Genomic DNA, 22,339 nt, shown 5'->3' on the forward strand with positions numbered 1-22,339 from the left:
CACTGTAAGTTCTACGTTTGGGTTTGTTAGGTGGTTGTGTTGTCATGTTAGTGTCCACGATTATTAATCGTGGACACTATCTCGCATTTTTTAAGTGAGGGAAAGATGGGATGGTCGGATGCTTACGATTTAAGCTTAAAGTTAATGATGTATCACCTGATTCAATTGGGCATTGCTTTCATATTGTCACTACCGATTGCGCTTAATCGTGAGATGAAAGATAAAGGTGCAGGACTCAGAACCTTTCCACTAGTAAGTATTGCCTCCTGTGCTTTTATGCTAGTCGCTGTCGATATCTATCATGGCTCACAGCCTGAAGCGAGAATCATGTACGCCATTATTACTGGTATGGGCTTTATCGGTGGTGGTGCTATTTTTAAAGGCAATGATAGTGTAAAAGGAACGGCAACGGCGGCAAGTTTATGGAATACTGCTGCTATTGGTATCTCTGTCGCTTATGGGCGTTATGAGATAGCGATTATATTATCGGTGGTCAATTTCTTAATCCTACAATTCTCGGAACCCTTTAAGGTGAAAGATAAGCTGTAGTGATTATTTCTCCCCAACTTACATACTCGATCTTAATTGTTCAAAAATCCATGTTATTTCATCAGCTGATACTACAGGTTGATTAAATAAGAGGATGATTAAATAGGTTCGATAAATCGTTAGCATTATTAAAATACATGAGAGAAAGTTATGCTGATATTGACTCTATAGAACAGCAAATTTAAGCTATTTCCAGCTAAGAATATAATGACGACTACACCATCACGTCATTATCATTTTTCAATAACTCAGTCTTAATTTAATATTATCGCTGAGTTTTTTATGCTTGCTATTGGAGCATATTTGATGCTTCGCCACTTAATCAATCCACTACTTAATCAAACGACATAGCCACTAATGATATGACTACTTATGACAGGCATTATCGGCCAAAGTATTTAATATCCCACAAGACTTAGCCGAGGCCTCGCTTACACATTTCTGGCGTAAAGTGATTAAATGTTTTTTTAACTGTATTAATTCATTCATTCGTATCTCCACGGTACGAATATGCTCATCTAATAAGCTATTCACATTGCCACACTCCTTGTCGGGTTCATCCCAATACTCTAGTAAGATTCGCACTTCATCCAACGTCATATCAAGTGTACGGCAATGCAAGATAAATTGTAGCCGCTCCATGTGCTGATCATTATATAAACGATAGTTACCAGAGCTGCGAAACGGCTCTGGCAATAATCGCTCTTTTTCGTAATAGCGGATGGTTTCTACTGTGGCACCAGTGCGTTTGGCAAGCTCACCTATTTTGATTGGCATATTCATATACATCCTTTTAAACATTGAAGTAACTATAAAGTTTAGCGTCTGACAAATCAAACTCATTGATGTAAATACCCTTGACTCTAAAGCCACTAGAGGGTTCATAATAATGATATTGAAAGAACTCTTATAGCAGGACAAACTATTATGCAATATCAAATTGAAGGGATGGACTGTGCCAGTTGTGTTGGCAAGATTGAAACGGCTTTGGCACGTATGCCTGGCGTTTCTGATATTCGGTTAAACTTCGCTACAGAAAAGTTAGAGCTGACGTTGGCTCCTGATACAGCGACTCAGGCTAGTGATATCGAGAAAACCATTAAAAGCTTAGGATTTGGCATATCTAGCAGTCCAAATTCAAAAAGTCTAGCGGATAATGATAAGCTGTTGGATTCACAGCAATGGTGGCAAACTCGAAAAGGCAAACAGGTCGTTGGTCTGAGTATTTTAATGAGTGCTGCCTACATCATAGCGCTACTTTTCCCCGATTATGGGATTTGGGTATTCGCGGCGGCTGTGATAATAGGTGTATTTCCATTTGCCCGTAAAGCCTTAGTGTTGGCTAGGTCAGGTTCGATTTTCTCTATTGAAATGCTAATGTCTGTAGCGGCTATTGGCGCTCTCATCATTGGTGAAGCTGAAGAGGCCGCCGCAGTTGTTTTCTTATTCTCAGTCGGTGAATTGTTTGAGAGTATCGCCGCTGATCGCGCTCGTGCTGGCATTAGATCTTTGGCGTCTTTGGTGCCAAAAATTGCCATTTTACTTGATCCGCAAGGCAAGCAGCGCAACGTCCCTGCAACTTCGCTACAAGTAAATGATCTGGTGCTTGTGCGTCCTGGCGATAGTGTCTCTGCCGATGGGGTTATTGTCCAAGGCACATCTAACCTTGATGATTCGCCTGTCACCGGAGAGTCGGTTCCTGTTGTTAAAACGATAGGTGATGATGTATTCGCAGGTTCGATCAACGTCGATGGGGTTTTGCAAGTACGGGTAGAGAAAACGGCCGCTGATAATACCATTGCGCGCATTATTGATTTGGTAGAACAAGCGCAAGCTTCTAAAGCACCCACCGCCCGTTTTATTGAGAAGTTCAGTCGCTACTATACGCCAGCAGTCATGGCCATTGCCGCACTGATTATTATCGTTCCACCGTTAGCAATGGGAGATGAATGGGCGACCTGGCTGTATCGCGGTCTGGCATTGCTGTTAATCGCTTGCCCTTGTGCTCTAGTATTATCAACACCTGCCGCTATCGCCTCTGGTCTGGCTGTCGGTGCGCGTCGTGGATTGCTGATTAAAGGCGGTAGTGCCTTAGAAACTATTGGTCAAGTAGATACCGTTGCTTTTGACAAGACTGGGACTTTGACCGAAGGTGAACCTCGCGTGACTGATATTATTGCCTTTACCCAAGAGGTCTCAGGCATTCAAAATCAAGACTTTCAAGGTCAGGGCTCGCAGAATCAGAATGACATACTGGCGCTCTTTGCCAGTGTGGAGTCAGGTTCCAGTCATCCGCTTGCTAAAGCTATCATGAGCCATGCTGAAGCAGCTAATGTGGTCGTACCCGTTGCCACCAATGCTTCCGCTACTGCGGGTAAAGCGGTACATGGCACTGTCGCTGAGCGTATGCTCGCTATCGGTTCTCCTATTTATGCCGCTAAGCAGTCTGTTATTTCTCCCAAACAACAGGCTCAGATTGAGGCACTGCAAAATGAGGGCAAGACCGTCTCAATTTTATTCGATGAGCAAAGTCGTGTGGCACTTGGATTGATTGCTTTGCGAGACGAGCTACGAGATGATGCTGTCGAGGGTGTGGCACAGCTTAAAGCGATGGGTGTCCGATCTGTCATGCTCACAGGTGACAATCGTCTGACTGCTCAAGCGCTTGCTAGTAGTTTAGATATAGAATGGGAAGCAGAGCTATTGCCAGAAGATAAACTACGTCTGCTTAATGATATGAAAAACGATCGCAAAATAGCGATGGTAGGTGATGGTATTAATGATGCACCAGCACTGGCAACCGCCGATGTCGGCATCGCGATGGGCGGCGGCACCGATGTGGCCATCGAAACCGCTGACATTGCGTTATTAAAAAGTCGTGTTACCGATGTGGCGCATTTAATTGCACTGTCACGCGCTACTATGGCCAACATCCATCAAAATGTTATTTTTGCATTAGGTCTAAAAGGACTCTTTTTAATCACGACTATACTGGGCATTACTGGACTATGGATCGCTGTGATGGCTGATGCTGGTGCAACGGTTTTGGTTACTCTGAACGCTTTGCGTTTACTACGCTTCAAAGGCTCTCATTCACTTAAAGCACCTTCTAAATCAAAATAACTCATAGATATATGTACTTATTACATTTATCAAATAAAGACAATGTGTAGCTCAGTACTTCGTATCTCAACATTAATGTCACTCTCATTCTCAATAGATAGTGGTATTAACCTTTGTATTAACGCAATCTATTTTGATTGGTCTATGATTAATATTGAGGTATACCTCAAAGGGATCATTGCAAAATAACTTCTTCCATCTAAAGTCATTTACTATAACGTTCGTTATGAGAAAAATCGGCTAATTTTGCTGCTTATATTGAGGATCAGATTCAAACTTATAGTTAGAATTAGTAGTGCATTTTTCAAAAATATCTTGATAAATTGCTTTGTTATAACTATATCGTAATTGTATCCTCGCAACACTTCGTTAGTCAGTAGTACAACTACTCCGATTCTTATAATCTTTTCTTTTATCAAGATTTTGATTATTCCAGTCAAAAACACCGTAATTACAACCAGATAGAATTAAACAGAAACTTACTGTCATAATACTAAAAATCATCTTCTTCAATGATTTCATAGTCGTTATTTTCCTCAAAAATAGTTCAAAGTAAAATCGATGCGCGATACAGGCATTGAACTATAAATCAGTTACGACTATCCTCCATTAATACTGTCTTCGCTATTTGTTCACCAATTTTCGCAATGACAGCATTTCTTTCTTCAAACGAGGCGTCTGTCTCTGTAATGTATAGAGCGGCTACGATAGGCTTGCGATTTGGAGGCCACATCACCGCAGTAATAGCACGTGACCCATAACCACCAGCCCCTGTTCTATCTGCTACTATCCAGTCACTTGGAACGCCTTTACGAAATAATGCATCGCCAACCTCATTACCTTTAAGCCAAGATTCTAGTTGTTGACGAGACTTGACAGATAGTGTTTCGTCAATGAGTAACTTTTCAAGTGTCGCCACCATTGCAATTGGTGTTGTCGTGTCTCTCTTATCTCCAGGCACCGCTTCGTTGAGTTCTGTTTCCCAGCGATCAAGGCGCGTAGTATCGTCACCAATGGAACGCAAAAATTTAGTTAAAGCCTTAGGTCCCCCAATGGCTTGTAGAATAAAATTGGCAGCTGAATTATCACTGGTTGATAATGTGGCCTGACACAGCTTTGCAAGCGACATCCCTTTTTTACCCACATGTTTTTCTGTCACAGGGGAGTATGTAACAAGATTGCTCTCAGAGAATCTCACAACTCTATCCATTCTTTCTTTACCCAAATCAACTCTTTGAAGAACGTTTGCACAGGCAAGTGTTTTAAAGGTACTACTTAGAGGAAAACGTTCATTAGATTTATATTCCCAGCGTTTTCCCGTTTCCAAGTCATGCACAGCTAGACCGATTCTAGCGCCCAATTCAGTTTCAGCATTGGTAACCGATCCAAGTATTGAGTCTGTTGCATTAGCATTTAATGATAGCGTGAGACATAAAAAAGCAATTACTACGCTAAAAAAAGTAGCTTTGGGTTGACGTACGTTCATGATGAGTTAACTTTCCTCTTGAATCAAATTTTTAGATTATATGATGTGTAATTAACGAGTATATTTAATAGGATAATTATATCTCATTCATTATAAACTTAGCTTATTTTGGTTTGGTGATTTCAGGCTATACCTCAAAGGAACCAGCCATTTAATCTTTTAATAGACCACTTAAAATAGACGGATACAATGGAATCACTTATAACAGACTGCTACAAGATAAGCTTTGTGAATATTTAGAAGTGGGGGTTGGAGATCTTTTTGAATATGTAACAGAGATTGAAATAGAGGATATAAACCCTCTACCATGTCAAAGTAGGTCGACCAAATATTGAACCGCCCCGGGATTGTCGGAGACTCAACATTCTGAGAGAATACGACAATGAAAAAACAAACCTACACTCCTGAGATTAAAGAACGCGCCGTTCGCATGCTGATAGAAGCGTTGGGCGACTATCCTTCCACATGGTCAGCGATTCAAGCCATTGCCCCTAAGATTGGCTGTACGCCTGAAACCCTGCGGTCGTGGCATAAAAAACACATCGATCAAACTATTCCTGCATCGGTGCAAGCGCAAAGTGATAAAGAGCGCATCAAGGAGCTTGAACGCGAATGCAGAGAGCTCAAGCAAGCCAATGAGATCATACGTAAGGCTGCCGCTTTTTTCGCCCAGGCGGAGCTCGACCGCTGACTAAAATCATGATTCAATTCATCGACGATCATAAGAATAATTATGGGGTCGAGCTGATCTGTAGAGTATTACCGATTGCCCCATCAACCTATCACCGTGCTAAAGACTTGGAGAGCTACCCTGAAAAACGCTCACTGCGCAGTCAACATGACGACTTTTACATCAGCGAGATTAAACGTATCTGGCAGGACAGCAAATGCCGTTACGGTGCGCGTAAAGTATGGCAGCAGATGAAAGCTGACGGGTTAAAGGTTGCTCGTTGTACCATAGAGCGTTTAATGAGACAGCATGGCCTACAAGGTGTCTGGCGCGGTAAGGGTAAAATAACAACTCACAGCCGTGATGATCAAAAGCGTGCTGATGACCTAGTCAATCGTAACTTTAGCGCTCATCGCCCTAACCAGCTCTGGGTGGCAGACTTTACTTATATCAAGACGATAAGCGGCTGGGTGTATACCGCTTTTATTATTGATGTGTTTGCTCGCGCTATTGTGGGCTGGAAAGTATCTAATCGTATGAACACAGATATGGTGATGGCGGCGTTAAATCAAGCAATAGCAGATAGAAACTATCCCAAAGATGTGATTCATCACAGTGATCGAGGGGTTCAGTATTTATCCATTCGCTATACTGATAAAATGGCTACATGCGGTGTTATAGCTTCTGTCGGTACGACAGGCGATTCATACGATAATGCATTAGCTGAAACGGTCAACGGGCTTTATAAGTCTGAGGTGATTCATTATTTAAAACAGAACTGGACTGGTGTGAACGATGTTGAACTAGCAACCCTTGAATGGGTGGATTGGTTTAATAGAACACGATTGCATAGCACGATTGGATATGTGTCACCCTTTGAGTTTGAAAAGCGGTATTATGATAATTTAACCCTGTCAGGCATCGCTGCCTGACTCAAGTAAATCACTCTCCGATAAAGTCGGGGCGGTTCATATCCTAATATGACGCTATCTTATATGTACTGACTTTATTAGATCACAGCTATTCTATAATTAAAAAAAGCAAGGTCAATGAGTATAAGATAAAGTTTAGCACGTATTTGGGCACTATAATTTTATAGTATTTTTACCTTTACTCTAGTGTCGATTAAGCTAAAAATAATGCCTTTATCATAAAAGAATGCTTATTCCACATTATTATTTAAGCTACTTTCTTCTACCAAAGACTTTTATGCGTTGTATCCTCTTTCTTTTCTCTGCATATAACTGAGAAAAATATGAAGCATATTACCTATATTCACGAACATCTAGACTGGACTGAGTGGCAATGGTCAGATAAAAAACTGCTGCCATTGGTCAGTCGTGTGCGGATATTACAGGGTCGTTTGCTTGGAAAATTGCTAACGCTAAGGTTTGATTTAAATGTCGAGGCACAGTTAGATGCGGTGACTTTAGAGATCGTTAAAACCTTTGAGATTGAGGGTGAGTCATTAAATAATGAGCAAGTACGCTCTTCTGTCGCGCGGCATTTAGGAGTAGAGGATGGCAGTATGCCAACTGCTACTCGTGAGATCGATGCAGTGGTAGAAATGATTCTAAATGCCACTTATCATTATCAACAACCTTTATTGCTCGATGATTTACTGGGATGGCATAGGGCTTTATTCCCAGATGGATATAGTGGGCTTTATCGTATCAAAGCGGGCAGTATCCGTGATGACAGTCAAGGATCTATGCAGGTAGTTTCTAGTGGTTATGGTCGCGAGCAGGTTCATTTTGGTGCACCTAGTGCGGATACATTGTCAGATGAGCTAGAAAAATTTCTATCATGGTTTAACACATCACCAAATGAGCAAGAGAATATAGATCTGGTCATCAAGGCAGGTATCGCTCATTTATGGTTTGTGACGATCCATCCGTTTGATGATGGCAATGGGCGATTGACTAGAGCCATTACTGAGAGAGCACTGGCGCAAAGCGATGATAGCGCCCAACGTTTTTATAGTATGTCAGCACAGATTTTTAAACAGCGCAATGACTATTATAAAATACTGGAGCGAACTCAAAAAGGCGTTACTGACATCACTGAGTGGTTGGTCTGGTTTCTACAAACACTAGAACAAGCTCTCATCGCTGCTCAAACGACCGCCGATAAAATCATTGATAAAGCGAGTTTTTGGCAAACCCATCGACAGCATGCTTTGAACACTAGACAAGTAACTATGTTGAATGCTTTGCTGACTGATTTTTATGGCAAGCTGACTACCAAGAAATGGGCAATGATGACCAAGTGTTCTATAGACACTGCATTACGAGATATCAATGATTTGATAGAGAAGGGGATGCTGAAGAAATCTGAGGCTTCGGGGCGTAGTACGAGTTATGAGGTGGTTTTATTATAGAAACTATGTAATTTGACTTTCATCGTCAGGCTGCGTAACTAGGGTCTCCCAAGTTTAGTTGTACGGATTTGACGGCAGGGGTCAATTTTAGCTTAGCGTATATTATCAATGATACAACCAAGGGAAGGGCTGCACTTTTACGGTTCCACCGGCAGCTATATTGCCAGAATCTTGCGCCAAGACAATAAAGCAGTTGGCGTGGCTAAGCTGCTTTATACGGTGCGATTGCTGTTTGGTAAAGCTTTCGACTTCAAACTCGCCCGCTTCATTCTACGACAAAACCCCTCTTTGAAAATCCATACGCCCCGCTGATTTTTTAATATCATTTTTAAGCGTTGCCGTAAGGCTTAACTGCATAGGTCGCTCTTGTGGCGCAGCGCCTACCATCTGCCACAAGGCTGGAATCACAAATTGTAAGCTGCCGACGACAGTCGATAGCGGGTTGCCAGGTAAGCCAAAATATACTACGGGCTTATCCAGTTTTTTATTTTTATCACCAAGCAACTCACCAAAAACAAAAGGCTTTCCTGGTTTCATTGCTACTTTATAGTGATTGATTTGTCCCAACTGTTCAATAACCGTGGTTAAGAAATCATAATCACCTACTGATACACCAGCGGTAGATATCAGTACGTCACACTTTTGTATGGCTTTATTCACAACCTTTATAGTCTTATCTAAATCATCAGGAACAATACCATAGTCATGAATAATAATTGGTAATTGGGCAAGCATGCTTTTGAGGGTTGGAGTATTAGAGTTATATATCTGTGCTGAATCTTTTAATTTATCTCCAAGCGCTACCAGTTCATCACCTGTTGCTAAAATACCGACGATGAGTGGCTCAAAAACTTTTACTTTATCAATTCCTAAATTAGCAAGTAAGCTAATATCAGTAGGATTTAAGCGCTTGCCTTGTTGTAGTATCAATTCGTTCTGTTGTATTTCCTCGCCTTTTTTACGGATATTCACATCGATGTCTGCCGCCTTTGCTAATATAATCTCGTAAGGCTGAGTTTTATCGATGTTGTCTTTTATAAACTCAAAATTAGTATCCTCTTGCATGATGACTGTATTACAGTTAATTGGTACTACAGCGCCGGTGAAAATACGAATACCTTGATCTTTTTTAACTGTACCACTAAAAGGGCTGCCCGCTTGTGATTCACCAACGATCTCAATAGAGCTGGCTTTTGAGAGTGTACTACTTGTAGCGATGGCATAACCATCCATTGCTGATACATTTTGCCGTGGTATAGAAAACGGCGATATAATATATTCAGCTAATATCTGATTACGACTTTCCAAGAGTGGGCAGACTTGTGTTGCTCTTTTGTTTATAGGAGAGTCGATTTTATTGTAAACCTCTATCCGTTTTTTAATAGCAAGAAGTAATTGATCGGGGGTAATCATAAGCGCTAGACCCTTATTAACTATAACTTTATTAATAACTTCAGGTAATTAGGGTGTGTCCTCATTTTGAAAATGGTGATAAAAATCAGATAAATTGTAGCCAAACAAGGAAAATAGCGTAGGTAATATTGGGATATTGACCAGCTATTTGACGCAGCTTGGCAAGATTTAACCATTTTTAGCCCATTTAATCGCTTTTGTTTAGATTGAGGACACGCCCTAAGTATCAAAAAATAATGAGCTGATATCTCATTAGCCGCGGAACACATTCTCTTGCTCAAGCATCATCTCGATGCCTTCGATGTCTGCTTCATTGGTCAAGGTAAACAGATAATCACACAATGATTGATGAAAGGCTTGTTGGCTCAGTTTATTATGAATAGCAGGGCTCACTTGATCATAGGTCATCTGTATCCCAGGTTCCTTATTCAGCACATCAACCACGTGAAAACCGTATCTGCTTTCGATGGGGCTTGGCGCAAGTCCTGCGTCTAACTTAAATAACACGCTTTCAAATTCTGGCACGGTTTGTCCTTTGTTAATCACACCCAGTTCGCCACCTTGTTCTTTTGAAGGACAAGCAGAATGCTGGCGTGCCACTTGGATAAACTCCGCATCAGGATTGGCATTATTTTTGATTTGTTCAATCAATTCGTAAGCGGTCTTTTTAAGCTTTAATCGCTCGTCGCCATCTTCTGGCAGACAATCCAATAAAATATGACGCACGTTCATGATAGGATCAGTCTTGAAGTCCGTGATATTTTGCTCATAATAACGCTCACAGGTTGCCATATCCGGTATCGTCGCTTGAACGTTTTTATCTATCAAAGCGGAAATGGCTTGTTCCTCATCGTTTTCCCATGCCGCCTCACCAAGGTTTGGCTCATCCAATACCGCCAGTCTAAGTAATTCACGCACCACCAGCGCCTGAGTTGCAAGAAATACTGCGTCTTCTTTATTTTCCGCTGGATGATATTGCAGCTCTTGGGCAATGTTGGTTCTATCTATCGTCACGCCATTGACCGTCACTGACGGTAGCTCATCACGACTAGAGGCAATCAGGTTTTTATGATTACTACGTTCTTCCGCCATCGCTTTTTCGATAAATTCTTGATCAGAGTGTGGTTTTTGTAGATCCGTCAAGGTTGGCATAAGATGAACGATATCATCACCGTGGTCGTGGCTGTGTTCATGGCTATGATCGTGGCTGTGGTCATGACCACAATCATGATCGCTCGCCATGTTGTTAGCATCAGTATGACTGCCAATATGAACGTGACCGTTCATATTATTGTTAGTCGCATGGTCGGCTGGGTTGTAGGTACTGACAGTCATGGCTTTTGCTCCACTATGTATTTTTTGTTAGAAGTTTGGATATATAGGGCGTGTTGATTAAATGTCATCAGTAAAGAAAAAGCAGTATCCAAATCATGATTATTTAAAATGTCATCGCATCTAAATACTGCTTTATACATTTACTGAGATTTCTTTTGTCTGACAATTTGGTAACGGCGACCGAAATACCATACTGGCGCGCTGATAATATGAATCAGTCTGGTAAATGGGAATATCGCAATCAAGGTAATACCCAGTGCCATATGTAGCTGATAAATTAAGTCGGTCTGCTCGATACGAGCGGCTGCTTGCCAAGGTCTTAAGATAGTAATGTCTTGCGCCCAGCCTGCTAAATTCATCATCGTCAATCCATCCAGATGCTGCATGGAGGTAAAGATTGATGCTAAACCAAGATTAAGTTGGATAAATAGCAGCACAAGGACGAGCTTGTCTGAAAATGAGGAGGTGTTTGAGATACGATCGTCCATAAAACGCCGCCACATCAGCATGACCAAGCCAATCCAACAGAACACACCGGCAATACCACCGACCACCACAGCGACGATTTGTTTGCGTCCAGCACTGATAAAGGACTCATAAAGAAAATGCGGTGTCAACATACCGAATAAATGCCCTAGCAATACCACGATAATACCGACGTGAAATAAATTACTGGCAATTCTCATATTTTTGGTTCTAAGCATCTGCGTTGAGCCGGTCTTCCATGAGTACTGCGACAAATCAAAACGCACCCAAGTACCGATAATAGCGATGGTCAATGCGATATACGGATAAACACCAAAAAGGAATATTTGTAGCCAATTTAGATTGGCAACAGACTGCATGCTAGGATCTGCAATATTCATATCTTCTCTCCTTATTATGGTTTAACCGCTGAGGTGGTTTTAAAGTCTACCCAGTGCACAGGGGCATCGACGATGTTTTTAGTAGGGGCAGTTCTAACACCCGCCTTTGCCGCCAGACTTTGGGTGCTGGTCTGAGAAGAACAACGCTCTTCTTGTTGCGCATCTAAGAAAGTAACCACTTCCTCTTCCCACTCTTTGTCTAAGGCGTCAAAGCTGTCATCAGGTTTTTCTTTGCTGATTTTTTCTTGATACTCTTCGACCATATTCAGAGGCTTGCCAGCTATTTGCAATAGCGCATTAAAGCAGCCTTTATACATACTGCCGCGGTGTTCAAGTCTGGCAGCAAGCAAGGCAATGATGTGGCTGACATCGGCGATATCCATACGAATCTGAATATCATCTTCGATAACGGTTGCTTGATAAGCCAAAAATTCTAGATATAAAGGCAGATAATCAGGCAGCTCTTTGACACTAATGGCAAAGCCAGCTTCTTCATATTGACCCATCAAATCGACCATGGCTTGACCGCGATCACGCGACTCACCATGTACATGCTCAAACAACCAAAGGGATAAAGACCGACCGCGCTCAAACAGACCGTCATAACGCGCTTGTGCTTCAAGAGAGCCGGTATCGATTAAGTCTTCAATCAAGTCAATGATTTGCGCGCGTACTTCAGGGCTAATAATGGTTGATCTTGCAACAATCTCTGTGCAATCAGCTAAGGTATCACCTAAAAACAGCTCATTGCTTGGATAGTCGATAAGTAAGCTTAATACTTTGAGTATCTTCAATTCTGATACGCCAATCACTGGCGGCATGACAGAGTCGATGACAGCGTTGTCGGTATGAAATTGAGTAGTTTGCATCTTATGACTCCCACTTTTGGACAGTGTCGATGAAATCACGACGGTTGGTTTTGCGTTGTCCGAACATACTGTTATCAGAAGTGCCTGAACAGCCTTCACCAAAGGTAAAACCACAGCCGTTACGTTCAGCAAACGCATCACTCAATGCTTCTTCACGATGTGCAGTTGGAATAACAAAACGATCTTCGTAGTTGGCGATAGCGAGATAGCGATACATCTCTTCAACTTGCAACTTAGTCAGACCAACATCGTCTAAGATGCTTTGAACTTCTTGCTTTTCGACCAGTTGCATACGTTTGTAGCTACGCATCGCAAGTAGACGTTTTAGCGCAAGACGAACTGGCTCTTCATCACCTGCGGTTAGTAGATTGGCTAAATAACGTAGCGGAATACGCAAGCTATCAACATCTGGAATGAGACCATCCATACCGACTTTGCCCGCTTCAGCCGCATTTTGAATCGGTGATAATGGCGGTACATACCAAACCATTGGTAGCGTACGGTATTCAGGGTGTAGCGGTAGGGCAAGTTTCCAATCAACTGCCAGCTTATAGACTGGCGAGCGCTGCGCAGAATCAATCACTGACTGCGGCACACCGTCTTTTAATGCTTGAGCAATAACAGCAGGGTCATTAGGATCTAAGAATAAATCCAATTGCGCAGGATAAATGTCTTTTTCGTTTGGCGTACTGGCAGCTTCGGCGATTTTGTCAGCGTCATATAGCAAGACGCCTAAATAGCGGATACGACCAACACAAGTTTCTGAGCAGACAGTCGGTAAGCCAGCTTCGATACGTGGATAACAGAAGATACATTTTTCAGATTTACCGGATTTCCAATTGTAGTAAATCTTTTTGTATGGGCAGCCTGAGATACACATGCGCCAGCCGCGACATTTTTCTTGGTCGATTAAGACAATGCCGTCTTCTTCACGCTTGTAGATCGCGCCACTAGGGCAAGCTGCGACGCACGTTGGGTTCAAGCAATGCTCGCATAGACGCGGCAAATACATCATGAAGGTATTTTCGTACTCTCCGTAGATGTCCGCTTGAATGTTGTCAAAGTTTTTATCTTTACGACGTTTTTCAAATTCCGTCCCTAGAATCTCTTCCCAGTTAGGACCCCATTCAATCTTTTGCATGCGCTTGCCAGTGATGGCTGAACGCGGGCGAGCGATAGGCTGATGGGTACTAATAGGCGCGGTATGCAGATGCTGATAATCGAAATCAAACGGTTCGTAATAATCATCAATCTCTGGCAAATCAGGGTTGGCAAAGATATTTGCCAATACTCTGAATTTCCCACCGATGCGCGGATTAATCGTGCCGTTGGCATTACGTATCCAGCCGCCTTTCCATTTGGTTTGGTTTTCCCACTCTTTGGGATAGCCGATACCGGGCTTGGATTCAACGTTGTTGAACCATGCGTATTCCATACCTTCACGGCTGGTCCAGACGTTTTTACAGGTAACTGAGCAAGTGTGACAACCGATACATTTATCAAGGTTAAGCACCATGCCGACTTGCGAACGAATTTTCATTGATGTGCTCCAAATAGTAGTAGAAAAAGCAGCTCTTTATTCTTCATCGAGGTCGTTTCAAAAGATGTTGTTTCAAAAGATGTGTTTAAAAAAATAACTTCTAAAACGACCTATTCTCAATAGAAGAAAATGCTTTAATCCTCGATGGTGGTTGGTAATGGGCGCGGTAATTCGTTATCAGGCTTATCTTCTAGCCAGTCGATTTTTGACATCTTACGAATCACGACAAACTCATCACGGTTACAACCCACGGTGCCATAGTAGTTAAAGCCATAAGATTGCTGGGCATAGCTACCAATCATATGCGTCGGTTTTAAGATAGTACGAGTCATTGAGTTATGAATACCGCCACGCGTACCGGTCTGCTCAGAACCCGGAATATTGACCAGTTTCTCCTGAGCGTGATACATCATGGTCATGCCTTCTTTGACCCGTTGGCTGACAATGGCACGAGCGGTAAGCGCACCGTTCGCATTAAATAGCTCAATCCAATCGTTATCGACGATACCTGCTTTTGCCGCATCGACTTCTGACATCCAAACACAAGGTCCACCGCGGCTTAGGGTCAGCATCAATAAGTTTTCAGAGTACGTACTATGGATGCCCCATTTTTGGTGCGGCGTTAAAAAGTTCAGTACAATCTCTTTATTACCATTTGGTTTGGCATCTTTTACCATTGCCGTGGTTTTGGTATCGATTGGTGGACGATACTGCTGCATTTGCTCACCAAATGCTTGCATCCAAGGATGGTCTTGATAAAACTGTTGACGACCAGTGAGGGTACGCCAAGGAATCAGCTCATGAACGTTGGTATAACCGGCGTTATAACTCACCTCATCAGACTCAATGCCTGACCACGTTGGGCTTGAGATGATTTTTCGCGGTTGAGCAACGATATCTTTAAAACGAATTTTTTCATGCTCGCTAGATTTGGCTAAATGCGCATGGTCGCGACCGGTAAATTCAGACAATGCTTCCCAACCTTTTACGGCGACATGACCATTGGTTTCAGGTGCTAGCATCAAAATCATTTCAGACGCATTAACCGCAGTGTTAAGGCTTGGTCTACCTTCAGAGATACCGGGCTCAGTCACTCTATGATTTAAATCACCGAGCTGTTTGACTTCGGTTTTCATATCCCAATTTAAGCCTTTTGATCCGTTGCCTAGTTTTTCTAAGGCAGGACCCATTGAAGTAAATTTCTTGTAAGTATTTGGATAATCACGCTCAACCACCATAATCATAGGGCAGTTTTTGCCGGGTACTGGTTTTTCGCCCGCGGTTTTCCAGTCAGTGCCACCGAATGGCTGCGCCAATTCGCCCGGGCTATCATGTTGCATTGGTAAGGTCACGACATCAGTTTCAACGCCCAAATGTCCTTTTGACACTTCAGAGAAGCTCTTGGCAATACCTTTATAGATTTCCCAATCCGTTTTAGATTCCCACGCAGGGTCGGTCGCGGCAGTGAGTGGATGGATAAAGGGATGCATGTCTGAGGTATTCATGTCGTCTTTTTCATACCATGTTGCCGTTGGCAATACGATATCTGAATACATACAGGTCGACGACATACGGAAGTCTAACGTGACAACCAAATCTAATTTACCAGTAGGGCCTTTTTCTACCCAATCTACTTCTTTTGGTTGCAGGTGACCTGCGGCATTTTCTTCATTGAGCAAGCCGTTTTTGGTACCCAAGAAGTACTTGAGCATATATTCATGACCTTTACCTGATGAGCCCAAAAGGTTTGAGCGCCAGATAAACATATTGCGCGGGAAGTTGTCTGGGTTGTCTGGAGATTCACAAGCAAAACGTAGGCTGCTATCTTCAAGAGAGTCGACGACATACTCTTCCACGTCCTTACCACTTGCTTTGGCTTTAGCGGCGATAGTCAGTGGGTTGCAGTTAAATTGAGGGGCAGAAGGAAGCCAGCCTGCGCGCTCCGCTTGAATGTTGTAGTCCAGCATGTGTTCTGGGAAAAACTTCTTATCGACAAGTGGCGAGAGTATTTCATGAGCAGAAATAGTTTCATGACGCCACTGTGAGCTGTGCGCATAGAAAAAGCTGGTACCAGCCATCTGGCGTGGTGGACGCATCCAATCAAGGGCAAACGCTAATGGTAACCAACCGGTTTGTGGACGCAGTTTTTCTTGACCAACATAATGCGCCCAACCGCCACCAGATTTACCGATACAGCCACAAAGCATGAGCATATTGATGACGCCGCGATAGTTCATATCGAGGTGATACCAGTGATTCATACCAGCGCCGATGATAATCATCGATTTACCATGGGTTTTGTGCGCGTTTTCTGCGAACTCACGGGCAACTTGAATGACGCGCTCACGGCTTAGTCCAGTAATCACTTCTTGCCAAGCAGGAGTGCCTGGTACGGTCGCATCGTCATAGTCATCAGTAACATGCTCGCCACCAACACCATTATCCACGCCAAGGTTGGCAACCGTTAAATCAAATACAGTGGCGACGATAGCAGTTGTACCATCGGCAAGCGTAATGGTTTTGCAAGGAATCGTTTTTTGTTGTATGGCTTCGCCTGGTACTGACGCAAAATGTGGGTGTTCAACATGACCAAAGTAGTCAAAGCCTACTAGGCAGGTTTCATTGCTGTCTTTTAAAGTTAACGTCAGATCAATATTAGCACCAGTGGTACCATTTTTCTGCTCAAGATTCCATTTGCCTTTTTCACCCCAACGATAGCCGATAGAACCGAGTGGAGAAACCAGTTCACCATCACTGTTCAGTCCAATGGTTTTCCATTCTGGATTGTTTTCTTGCCCTAAGTTATCTACTAAGTCAGAAGCACGTAGATAACGACCAGCATGGCGTGCGCCTTCTTCACCTTCTAGCATGACTAGGACGGGTAAGTCGGTATAGCGTTTGGCATAACCTAGGAAATAATCACTTGGCTGCTTGAGATAAAACTCTTTGATAATGACATGACAGAATGCTTGCGCAACGGCAGCATCGGTCCCTTGTTTAGGGTTCAGCCATAAGTCCGTTAACTTAGAAACTTCAGCATAGTCAGGGGTGATTGAGACCGTCTTGGTGCCTTTATAACGAACTTCAGTAAAGAAATGCGCATCGGGTGTACGGGTTTGCGGAACGTTTGAGCCCCAAGCGATAATATAGTCAGAGTTGTACCAATCGGCTGATTCTGGCACGTCAGTTTGCTCGCCCCAAACCATGGGCGAGGCTGGTGGCAAGTCACAATACCAGTCGTAGAAAGATAAACAAACACCACCAATCAACGATAAATAACGACTCCCAGCAGCATAGCTGACCATCGACATCGCAGGAATCGGAGAGAAGCCAATAATACGGTCAGGACCAAAAGTTTTTGCAGTATAGACGTTACTGGCAGCGATAATTTCATTGACCTCAGCCCACGTTGAGCGGATAAAGCCACCCAAACCGCGTTTGGATTTGTATTGCTCCGCTTTGATAGGGTCTTGGACGATACTGCCCCACGCATCGACTGGATCAGGATATTGCGCTTTGGCTTCACGCCATAACTTAAGTAGTGGCTTACGAACTTTAGGATATTTCACACGGTTAGCAGAGTACATATACCAGCTATAGCTTGCGCCACGAGGACAGCCACGCGGTTCATGATTTGGTAGGTCGGGACGTGTTTCTGGATAGTCAGTTTGCTGAGTTTCCCACGTCACCAGTCCGTTTTTTACGTAGATTTTCCACGAACAAGAACCGGTACAGTTGACCCCGTGTGTTGAGCGGACGACTTTGTCATATTGCCAACGGCTACGATACACATTTTCCCAATCACGAGACTCATCGCGCGTCTCGCCATGCCCATCGGAGAATTCGCCCTGTTTACGTTTAAAAAAACGGAATTGGTCGAGTAAATGGCTCATTTCGCTATCCTCTATGTTATTGCCTATGGTGTATCTAAAGCTGAGTGCAGGGTGGTTCTGTATCAGTAACCGTATGAACATAAGCCGTAAATATTATTCGATGGTGTTATTTTAATTAAGACATAGACGTCTGACTATCAGCTAACATGAGCAGAGCACTACCACCTTAGTAGTAGCTATCAAAAATAAAATCTCATCAAAAAATGGTTAAGACGGTTATTTAAAGCGGTATTAAAAATATTGTTAAGAAAATTGTTGAAAGCTTTTTAAGAAAAAACTAGCGATATTCATTAATAAAGTGAAAAGCAACTGGCAAAATTTAAGCAAAAAAAGTGCTACTTACATGAGCAAGTAGCACGATTCATAGCATAAGTTTCGACTTAGAAAAACGGTTATTAATAGAATGATTTTAGCAAGGTATCTCGGCGTTAGAACGGCTGTAATACCACCAAGTCAATATAATACAGAGAACATAAAAAATGATTAGCGCAATGAAAGTACCATCAACACCCAACCCTGAACCAAACATTTTAGGGATAAAGAAAGCGCCATAGGCTGCTACTGCTGACGTGAAACCAACCACGGCAGCGGACTCTTTACGTATCTCGACGAACAGCTCTTCTGTCCCTGCTTTTTCAGGCTCACGGCGATCATGGAACGTTCTAAAAATAACAGGAATCATGGTAAAGGTAGAGCCATTACCGATACCTGTGGTGATGAATAGCACCATAAAGGAGATAAAGTAGCCGACGAAGCTGCCTTCATTGGTCTCACTCGGTAAGAAGTACATCACGGCCAATACTGCAAACACCATGATCACATAGTTCCAAAAGGTAACTTTTGCACCGCTGGTTTTATCAGATATCCAGCCACCTAATGGGCGAAATAATGCACCGACGAACGGACCTAAAAAAGCAAATTTAAGCGCATCAATGGCTGGGAACGAGTTTTTAATTAACATTGGGAATGCTGCGGAAAAGCCAATGAATGAGCCAAACGTCGCCATATAAAGAATACACATGATCCAGTTGTGTTTACGTTTAAAGATAATCGATTGATCTTTAAAAGAGGCTTTTGCGGTGGCAATGTCATTCATGCCAAACCAAGCCAATGCTGAAAATAGCAGGATAAAAGGTACCCAAATAAAGCCCACGTTTTGCAAATAAAACAATTTGCCGCTTGCAGCAACTTGCGGATCGCCGCCCAAGCTACCAAATGCGGCAACCAGTATAATCATCGGTACGACGAACTGCATGACAGAGACGCCAAGATTACCAAGACCCGCGTTTAGCCCAAGCGCGGTACCTTGCTCAGCCTTTGGATAAAAGAATGAAATATTTGACATGGATGATGCAAAGTTACCACCACCAAAGCCGCAAAGTAGCGCGATAATGGCAAATATCATAAAGGGCGTATCAGGGTTTTGAACCGCAAACCCCATCCACAATGCCGGAATTAACAAAGATAAGGTGGATATCGCTGTCCAACGTCGTCCACCGAAAATAGGCACCATAAAAGAATAAAAAATCCGCAGCGTCGCACCAGATAGACCGGGTAGCGCGGCGAGCCAAAATAACTGTCCTGCATCAAAATCAAAACCAATCTCTGGCAGGCGTACGATGACCGCACTCCATACCATCCATATCGCAAACGCTAGTAGCAATGATGGAATGGATATCCATAAATTTCGGCGAGCGACTTTTTTGCCACCGCCTTCCCAAAATTCTTCAACTTCAGGACGCCAGTCAGTGATGAGCTTACCACCTTTAAAGTTGTAATGACTGCCCATACGATTCCTCACTTAATATCGTCTATGCTTAGTTATAATTGATGTTTTTATCACGTTAAGGCGCTATTGAAATCGCCATAGACTATCGTTTAGATTGCCCATACTCAGTCAGTAAACTTGAGCAACGACGGCATAGCGCTCACGGATTTATTCACAGGCATTTGCTATATTTGTTGCAAATGATGACTTACGGTACTGTGATATGGCGGTTATGAGTATTCATACATAGTGGTATACTGATGGCTAAAAGGGGTAGGAGGCAGGCAAAAATTTAGCGTCTAAAATAAGATTTTAGCGCATAATATTTGCTTGTTAGTACGCTTTAATTTGCAATTGATAGGGTTTGATAATAGGTAAAAGCCACAAATGATGAATAGCTTGCGAAGACACTCTTTATCACTTCATGCTTGGGGCGCTGTCCTTATCATCGCTATACTATGCTTCATGTCAGCGATAGGGAGTGGTACGTTGGCTTGGGTTGCAAAATCTGATGCTGAGGCTATTAATACCGCAGGCTCGATACGTATGGCCGCTTATCGTATAAGTTTTCAGCTCGCGACGGATTTTTCTGATGACAATCCTTTTAGCTCAAGTTTGAACATTCGGCAAGACAGCCTTAATCTTACTCATGACAAGCAAGTTGAAAAACAGGGCAAATTAGATTTTTCTAATAAAGACACCTCTGAAAAGATTGATATCCTTATTGAAGATATGGAAAATCGATTGGAGGAATTACAGACGTACCAGTTGACGAGTGCTAACAGAAGTACGCCCATTACCAATCAACTCAATCAGATAAAATCCCAATGGTTTCAGGACTTAAAACCTGCGTTACTGGGGCAAAATAAGCAGGATTTTTATCGTGTTGCAGTCAAGTATGTTGATGATGTTAATCGCTTTGTGGGCGAGTTACAGTACAGAAACGAGCAGCGTCAGACATGGCAGCAAAACCTACAAACACTCTCATTGATATTGACCATCATTATTATGCTGATTGGCATGCGCCGACTGCATCAAGCAGTACTAACGCCTATCAAGCAACTCATCAAAGCCAATAACCAATTTAAAAGAGGCAAGACCAATACCAGAGTGTCTATAAAGGGTTATAGAGAGTTTGAGGTGCTTGGCAATTCTTTTAATGACATGGCAAGTACGATTGAGACCTATCAGCGCTCGCTTGAGAGTGAGGTGCAGATAAAAACCCAGCATCTGACAAAAGCCAATCACGTACTGTCGCTGTTTTATGATTTTTCCAAATCCATCACCACCAACCAAGTCAGCTTATATCGTCTCGATAAGTTGGTTGCTGATTTCAGTAAGACTTTGCCGCATTTAGAATTCACTTTATGTATACAGAATAAATATATAACCAATAAAAACGCCATCGTTCTACATGGCGAAAGAATGAAAGAGCTGTGCAAAAAGCTTAATTGCGATAACTGCGTGACCAAAAATGGTGAATACACTAAGTCTTACCCCATTACTCATCAACAAGAAGAATTTGGTGAATTACGCGTCAGTCCAAAGTCTATGCTAGTGATGAATCGCTCTTTTATCTCTGATGATGACAGTAGCGATACACCCGAATCACAGCGTATCAATATGATAGAGACGGGGTCGGCGACGGATAGCATTTCCCCATTTTCGAGTGCTGAATTGGATGCGCAAAATAACGAGTTAATCGTTGCTCTGACCAATTTAATCAGTACCGCGTTATCGCTGCGTAAGCAAAGACAGCAAGAACATCAGCTTATTTTATTTGAAGAGCGATCGACCATTGCTAGAGAGTTACATGATTCTTTAGCGCAGTCGTTGTCTTATCTGAAAATTCAAGTTAGCGTTTTAGAAAGGCATCTTAAAAATGCTGCCAGCGAGCCAGATGAAGCGCCCATCTATCAGAATATCGAACAAATAAAGATGGGCTTAGGCTCGGCTTATCAGCAGTTAAGAGACCTGTTGGTAACGTTCCGCTTAACCATTGATAACAACAATTTTGATGAAGCATTACACGAAGCTGCCAGTGAGTTTGCTTTAAAAGGCAGTTTTAATGTGACAGTCCACAACCGTATTATGACGCTTAATTTAAGTGCCACCGAACAGATAGATTTGATTCAAATTGCCAGAGAAGCTTTGTCTAATATCAGCCGCCATGCCCAAGCACAAAACGTAGAGATTCAGCTTGGCTATGAGGATGGCGATAAACATATCGCGATGAGTATTATTGATGATGGGGTTGGGATGTCAATGCTAGGCAGTGTCGATCAGACACAGCATCACGGTTTGATGATTATGAAAGAGCGCGCCCATGATATCGGCGGTGAATTGATCGTGACTGATAACCAACCACGCGGCACTATTATTACTGTAAGGTTTGAACCCAATTTCTTCGATAAACAGGGCAATAAAGAAGCGTATTTATAAGCGGG

The 22,339-nt window shown here is 42.7% G+C and carries 13 protein-coding genes, 1 pseudogene and 1 other annotated feature; of the genes and pseudogenes, 5 read left to right on the top strand and 9 right to left on the bottom strand.

The window, feature by feature from the left end:
• The first annotated feature begins 105 nt into the window (after positions 1–105).
• Complete coding sequence (locus JMW90_RS12145) at positions 106–549, top strand: MgtC/SapB family protein (RefSeq protein WP_201564509.1); 444 nt, start codon at positions 106–108, stop codon at positions 547–549.
• A gap of 366 nt (positions 550–915) precedes the next feature.
• Here JMW90_RS12145 and cadR read toward each other — a convergent pair whose 3' ends face one another.
• Positions 916–1,326, bottom strand: coding sequence for a Cd(II)/Pb(II)-responsive transcriptional regulator (cadR, locus tag JMW90_RS12150; RefSeq protein WP_276529660.1), 411 nt, complete (start codon positions 1,324–1,326; stop codon positions 916–918).
• A 150-nt stretch (positions 1,327–1,476) separates the two neighbouring features.
• Here cadR and JMW90_RS12155 point away from each other — a divergent pair, with 150 nt between their 5' ends.
• Positions 1,477–3,672, top strand: a complete 2,196-nt coding sequence (locus tag JMW90_RS12155) for a heavy metal translocating P-type ATPase (protein WP_201564510.1) — start codon at positions 1,477–1,479, stop codon at positions 3,670–3,672.
• Positions 3,673–4,261: 589 nt separating this feature from the next.
• On the opposite strand, the gene blaRTG is transcribed toward JMW90_RS12155, so the two are convergent.
• The gene (gene blaRTG / locus JMW90_RS12160) at positions 4,262–5,158 is read right to left on the bottom strand and encodes an RTG family carbenicillin-hydrolyzing class A beta-lactamase (protein ID WP_201564512.1); all 897 of its coding nucleotides are present in this window, start codon (positions 5,156–5,158) and stop codon (positions 4,262–4,264) included.
• A 382-nt stretch (positions 5,159–5,540) separates the two neighbouring features.
• Between blaRTG and JMW90_RS12165 the strand changes: the two genes are divergently transcribed.
• Both JMW90_RS12165 and JMW90_RS12170 read left to right on the top strand, forming a co-directional pair.
• A protein-coding gene (locus JMW90_RS12165) for an IS3 family transposase (protein ID WP_379607240.1) occupies positions 5,541–6,760 on the top strand; the annotation gives its coding sequence in 2 pieces (ribosomal slippage) (positions 5,541–5,817 and positions 5,817–6,760; 1,221 coding nt in all).
• Positions 5,816–5,932: a sequence feature (AL1L pseudoknot), on the top strand. Its footprint overlaps the gene before it by 117 nt.
• A gap of 323 nt (positions 6,761–7,083) precedes the next feature.
• Positions 7,084–8,208, top strand: coding sequence for a Fic family protein (locus JMW90_RS12170; protein ID WP_201564514.1), 1,125 nt, complete (start codon positions 7,084–7,086; stop codon positions 8,206–8,208).
• A 105-nt stretch (positions 8,209–8,313) separates the two neighbouring features.
• Here the strand turns inward: JMW90_RS12170 and JMW90_RS12175 are convergent.
• From JMW90_RS12175 to JMW90_RS12205, 7 genes and pseudogenes are all read right to left on the bottom strand, one after another.
• Positions 8,314–9,621: pseudogene (locus JMW90_RS12175) on the bottom strand (molybdopterin molybdotransferase MoeA).
• 252 nt (positions 9,622–9,873) lie between these two features.
• On the bottom strand, positions 9,874–10,773 hold the full coding sequence (locus JMW90_RS12180) for a peptidylprolyl isomerase (protein ID WP_379607245.1): 900 nt from the start codon (positions 10,771–10,773) through the stop codon (positions 9,874–9,876).
• 323 nt (positions 10,774–11,096) lie between these two features.
• Positions 11,097–11,822: a respiratory nitrate reductase subunit gamma gene (gene narI / locus JMW90_RS12185; protein ID WP_201564516.1), complete on the bottom strand. Its 726-nt coding sequence runs from the start codon at positions 11,820–11,822 to the stop codon at positions 11,097–11,099.
• Between the two features lie 14 nt (positions 11,823–11,836).
• A complete protein-coding gene (gene narJ, locus JMW90_RS12190; protein WP_379607243.1) occupies positions 11,837–12,643 on the bottom strand; it encodes a nitrate reductase molybdenum cofactor assembly chaperone in 807 nt (268 codons plus the stop codon).
• A 49-nt stretch (positions 12,644–12,692) separates the two neighbouring features.
• A complete protein-coding gene (gene narH, locus JMW90_RS12195) occupies positions 12,693–14,231 on the bottom strand; it encodes a nitrate reductase subunit beta (protein WP_079691217.1) in 1,539 nt (512 codons plus the stop codon).
• A gap of 134 nt (positions 14,232–14,365) precedes the next feature.
• Positions 14,366–18,124 carry a nitrate reductase subunit alpha gene (locus tag JMW90_RS12200; RefSeq protein WP_201564518.1) on the bottom strand — a complete coding sequence of 1,253 codons (3,759 nt, stop codon included), beginning with the start codon at positions 18,122–18,124 and terminating at the stop codon, positions 14,366–14,368.
• Positions 18,125–18,533: 409 nt separating this feature from the next.
• Positions 18,534–19,913 carry a NarK family nitrate/nitrite MFS transporter gene (locus JMW90_RS12205; RefSeq protein ID WP_201564519.1) on the bottom strand — a complete coding sequence of 460 codons (1,380 nt, stop codon included), beginning with the start codon at positions 19,911–19,913 and terminating at the stop codon, positions 18,534–18,536.
• A gap of 366 nt (positions 19,914–20,279) precedes the next feature.
• Here JMW90_RS12205 and JMW90_RS12210 point away from each other — a divergent pair, with 366 nt between their 5' ends.
• Positions 20,280–22,334, top strand: a complete 2,055-nt coding sequence (locus tag JMW90_RS12210) for a histidine kinase (protein WP_201564520.1) — start codon at positions 20,280–20,282, stop codon at positions 22,332–22,334.
• The last annotated feature ends 5 nt before the right edge of the window (positions 22,335–22,339 follow it).

It is taken from the genome of Psychrobacter glacincola, from assembly GCF_904846215.1.
Lineage (GTDB): Bacteria > Pseudomonadota > Gammaproteobacteria > Pseudomonadales > Moraxellaceae > Psychrobacter > Psychrobacter glacincola.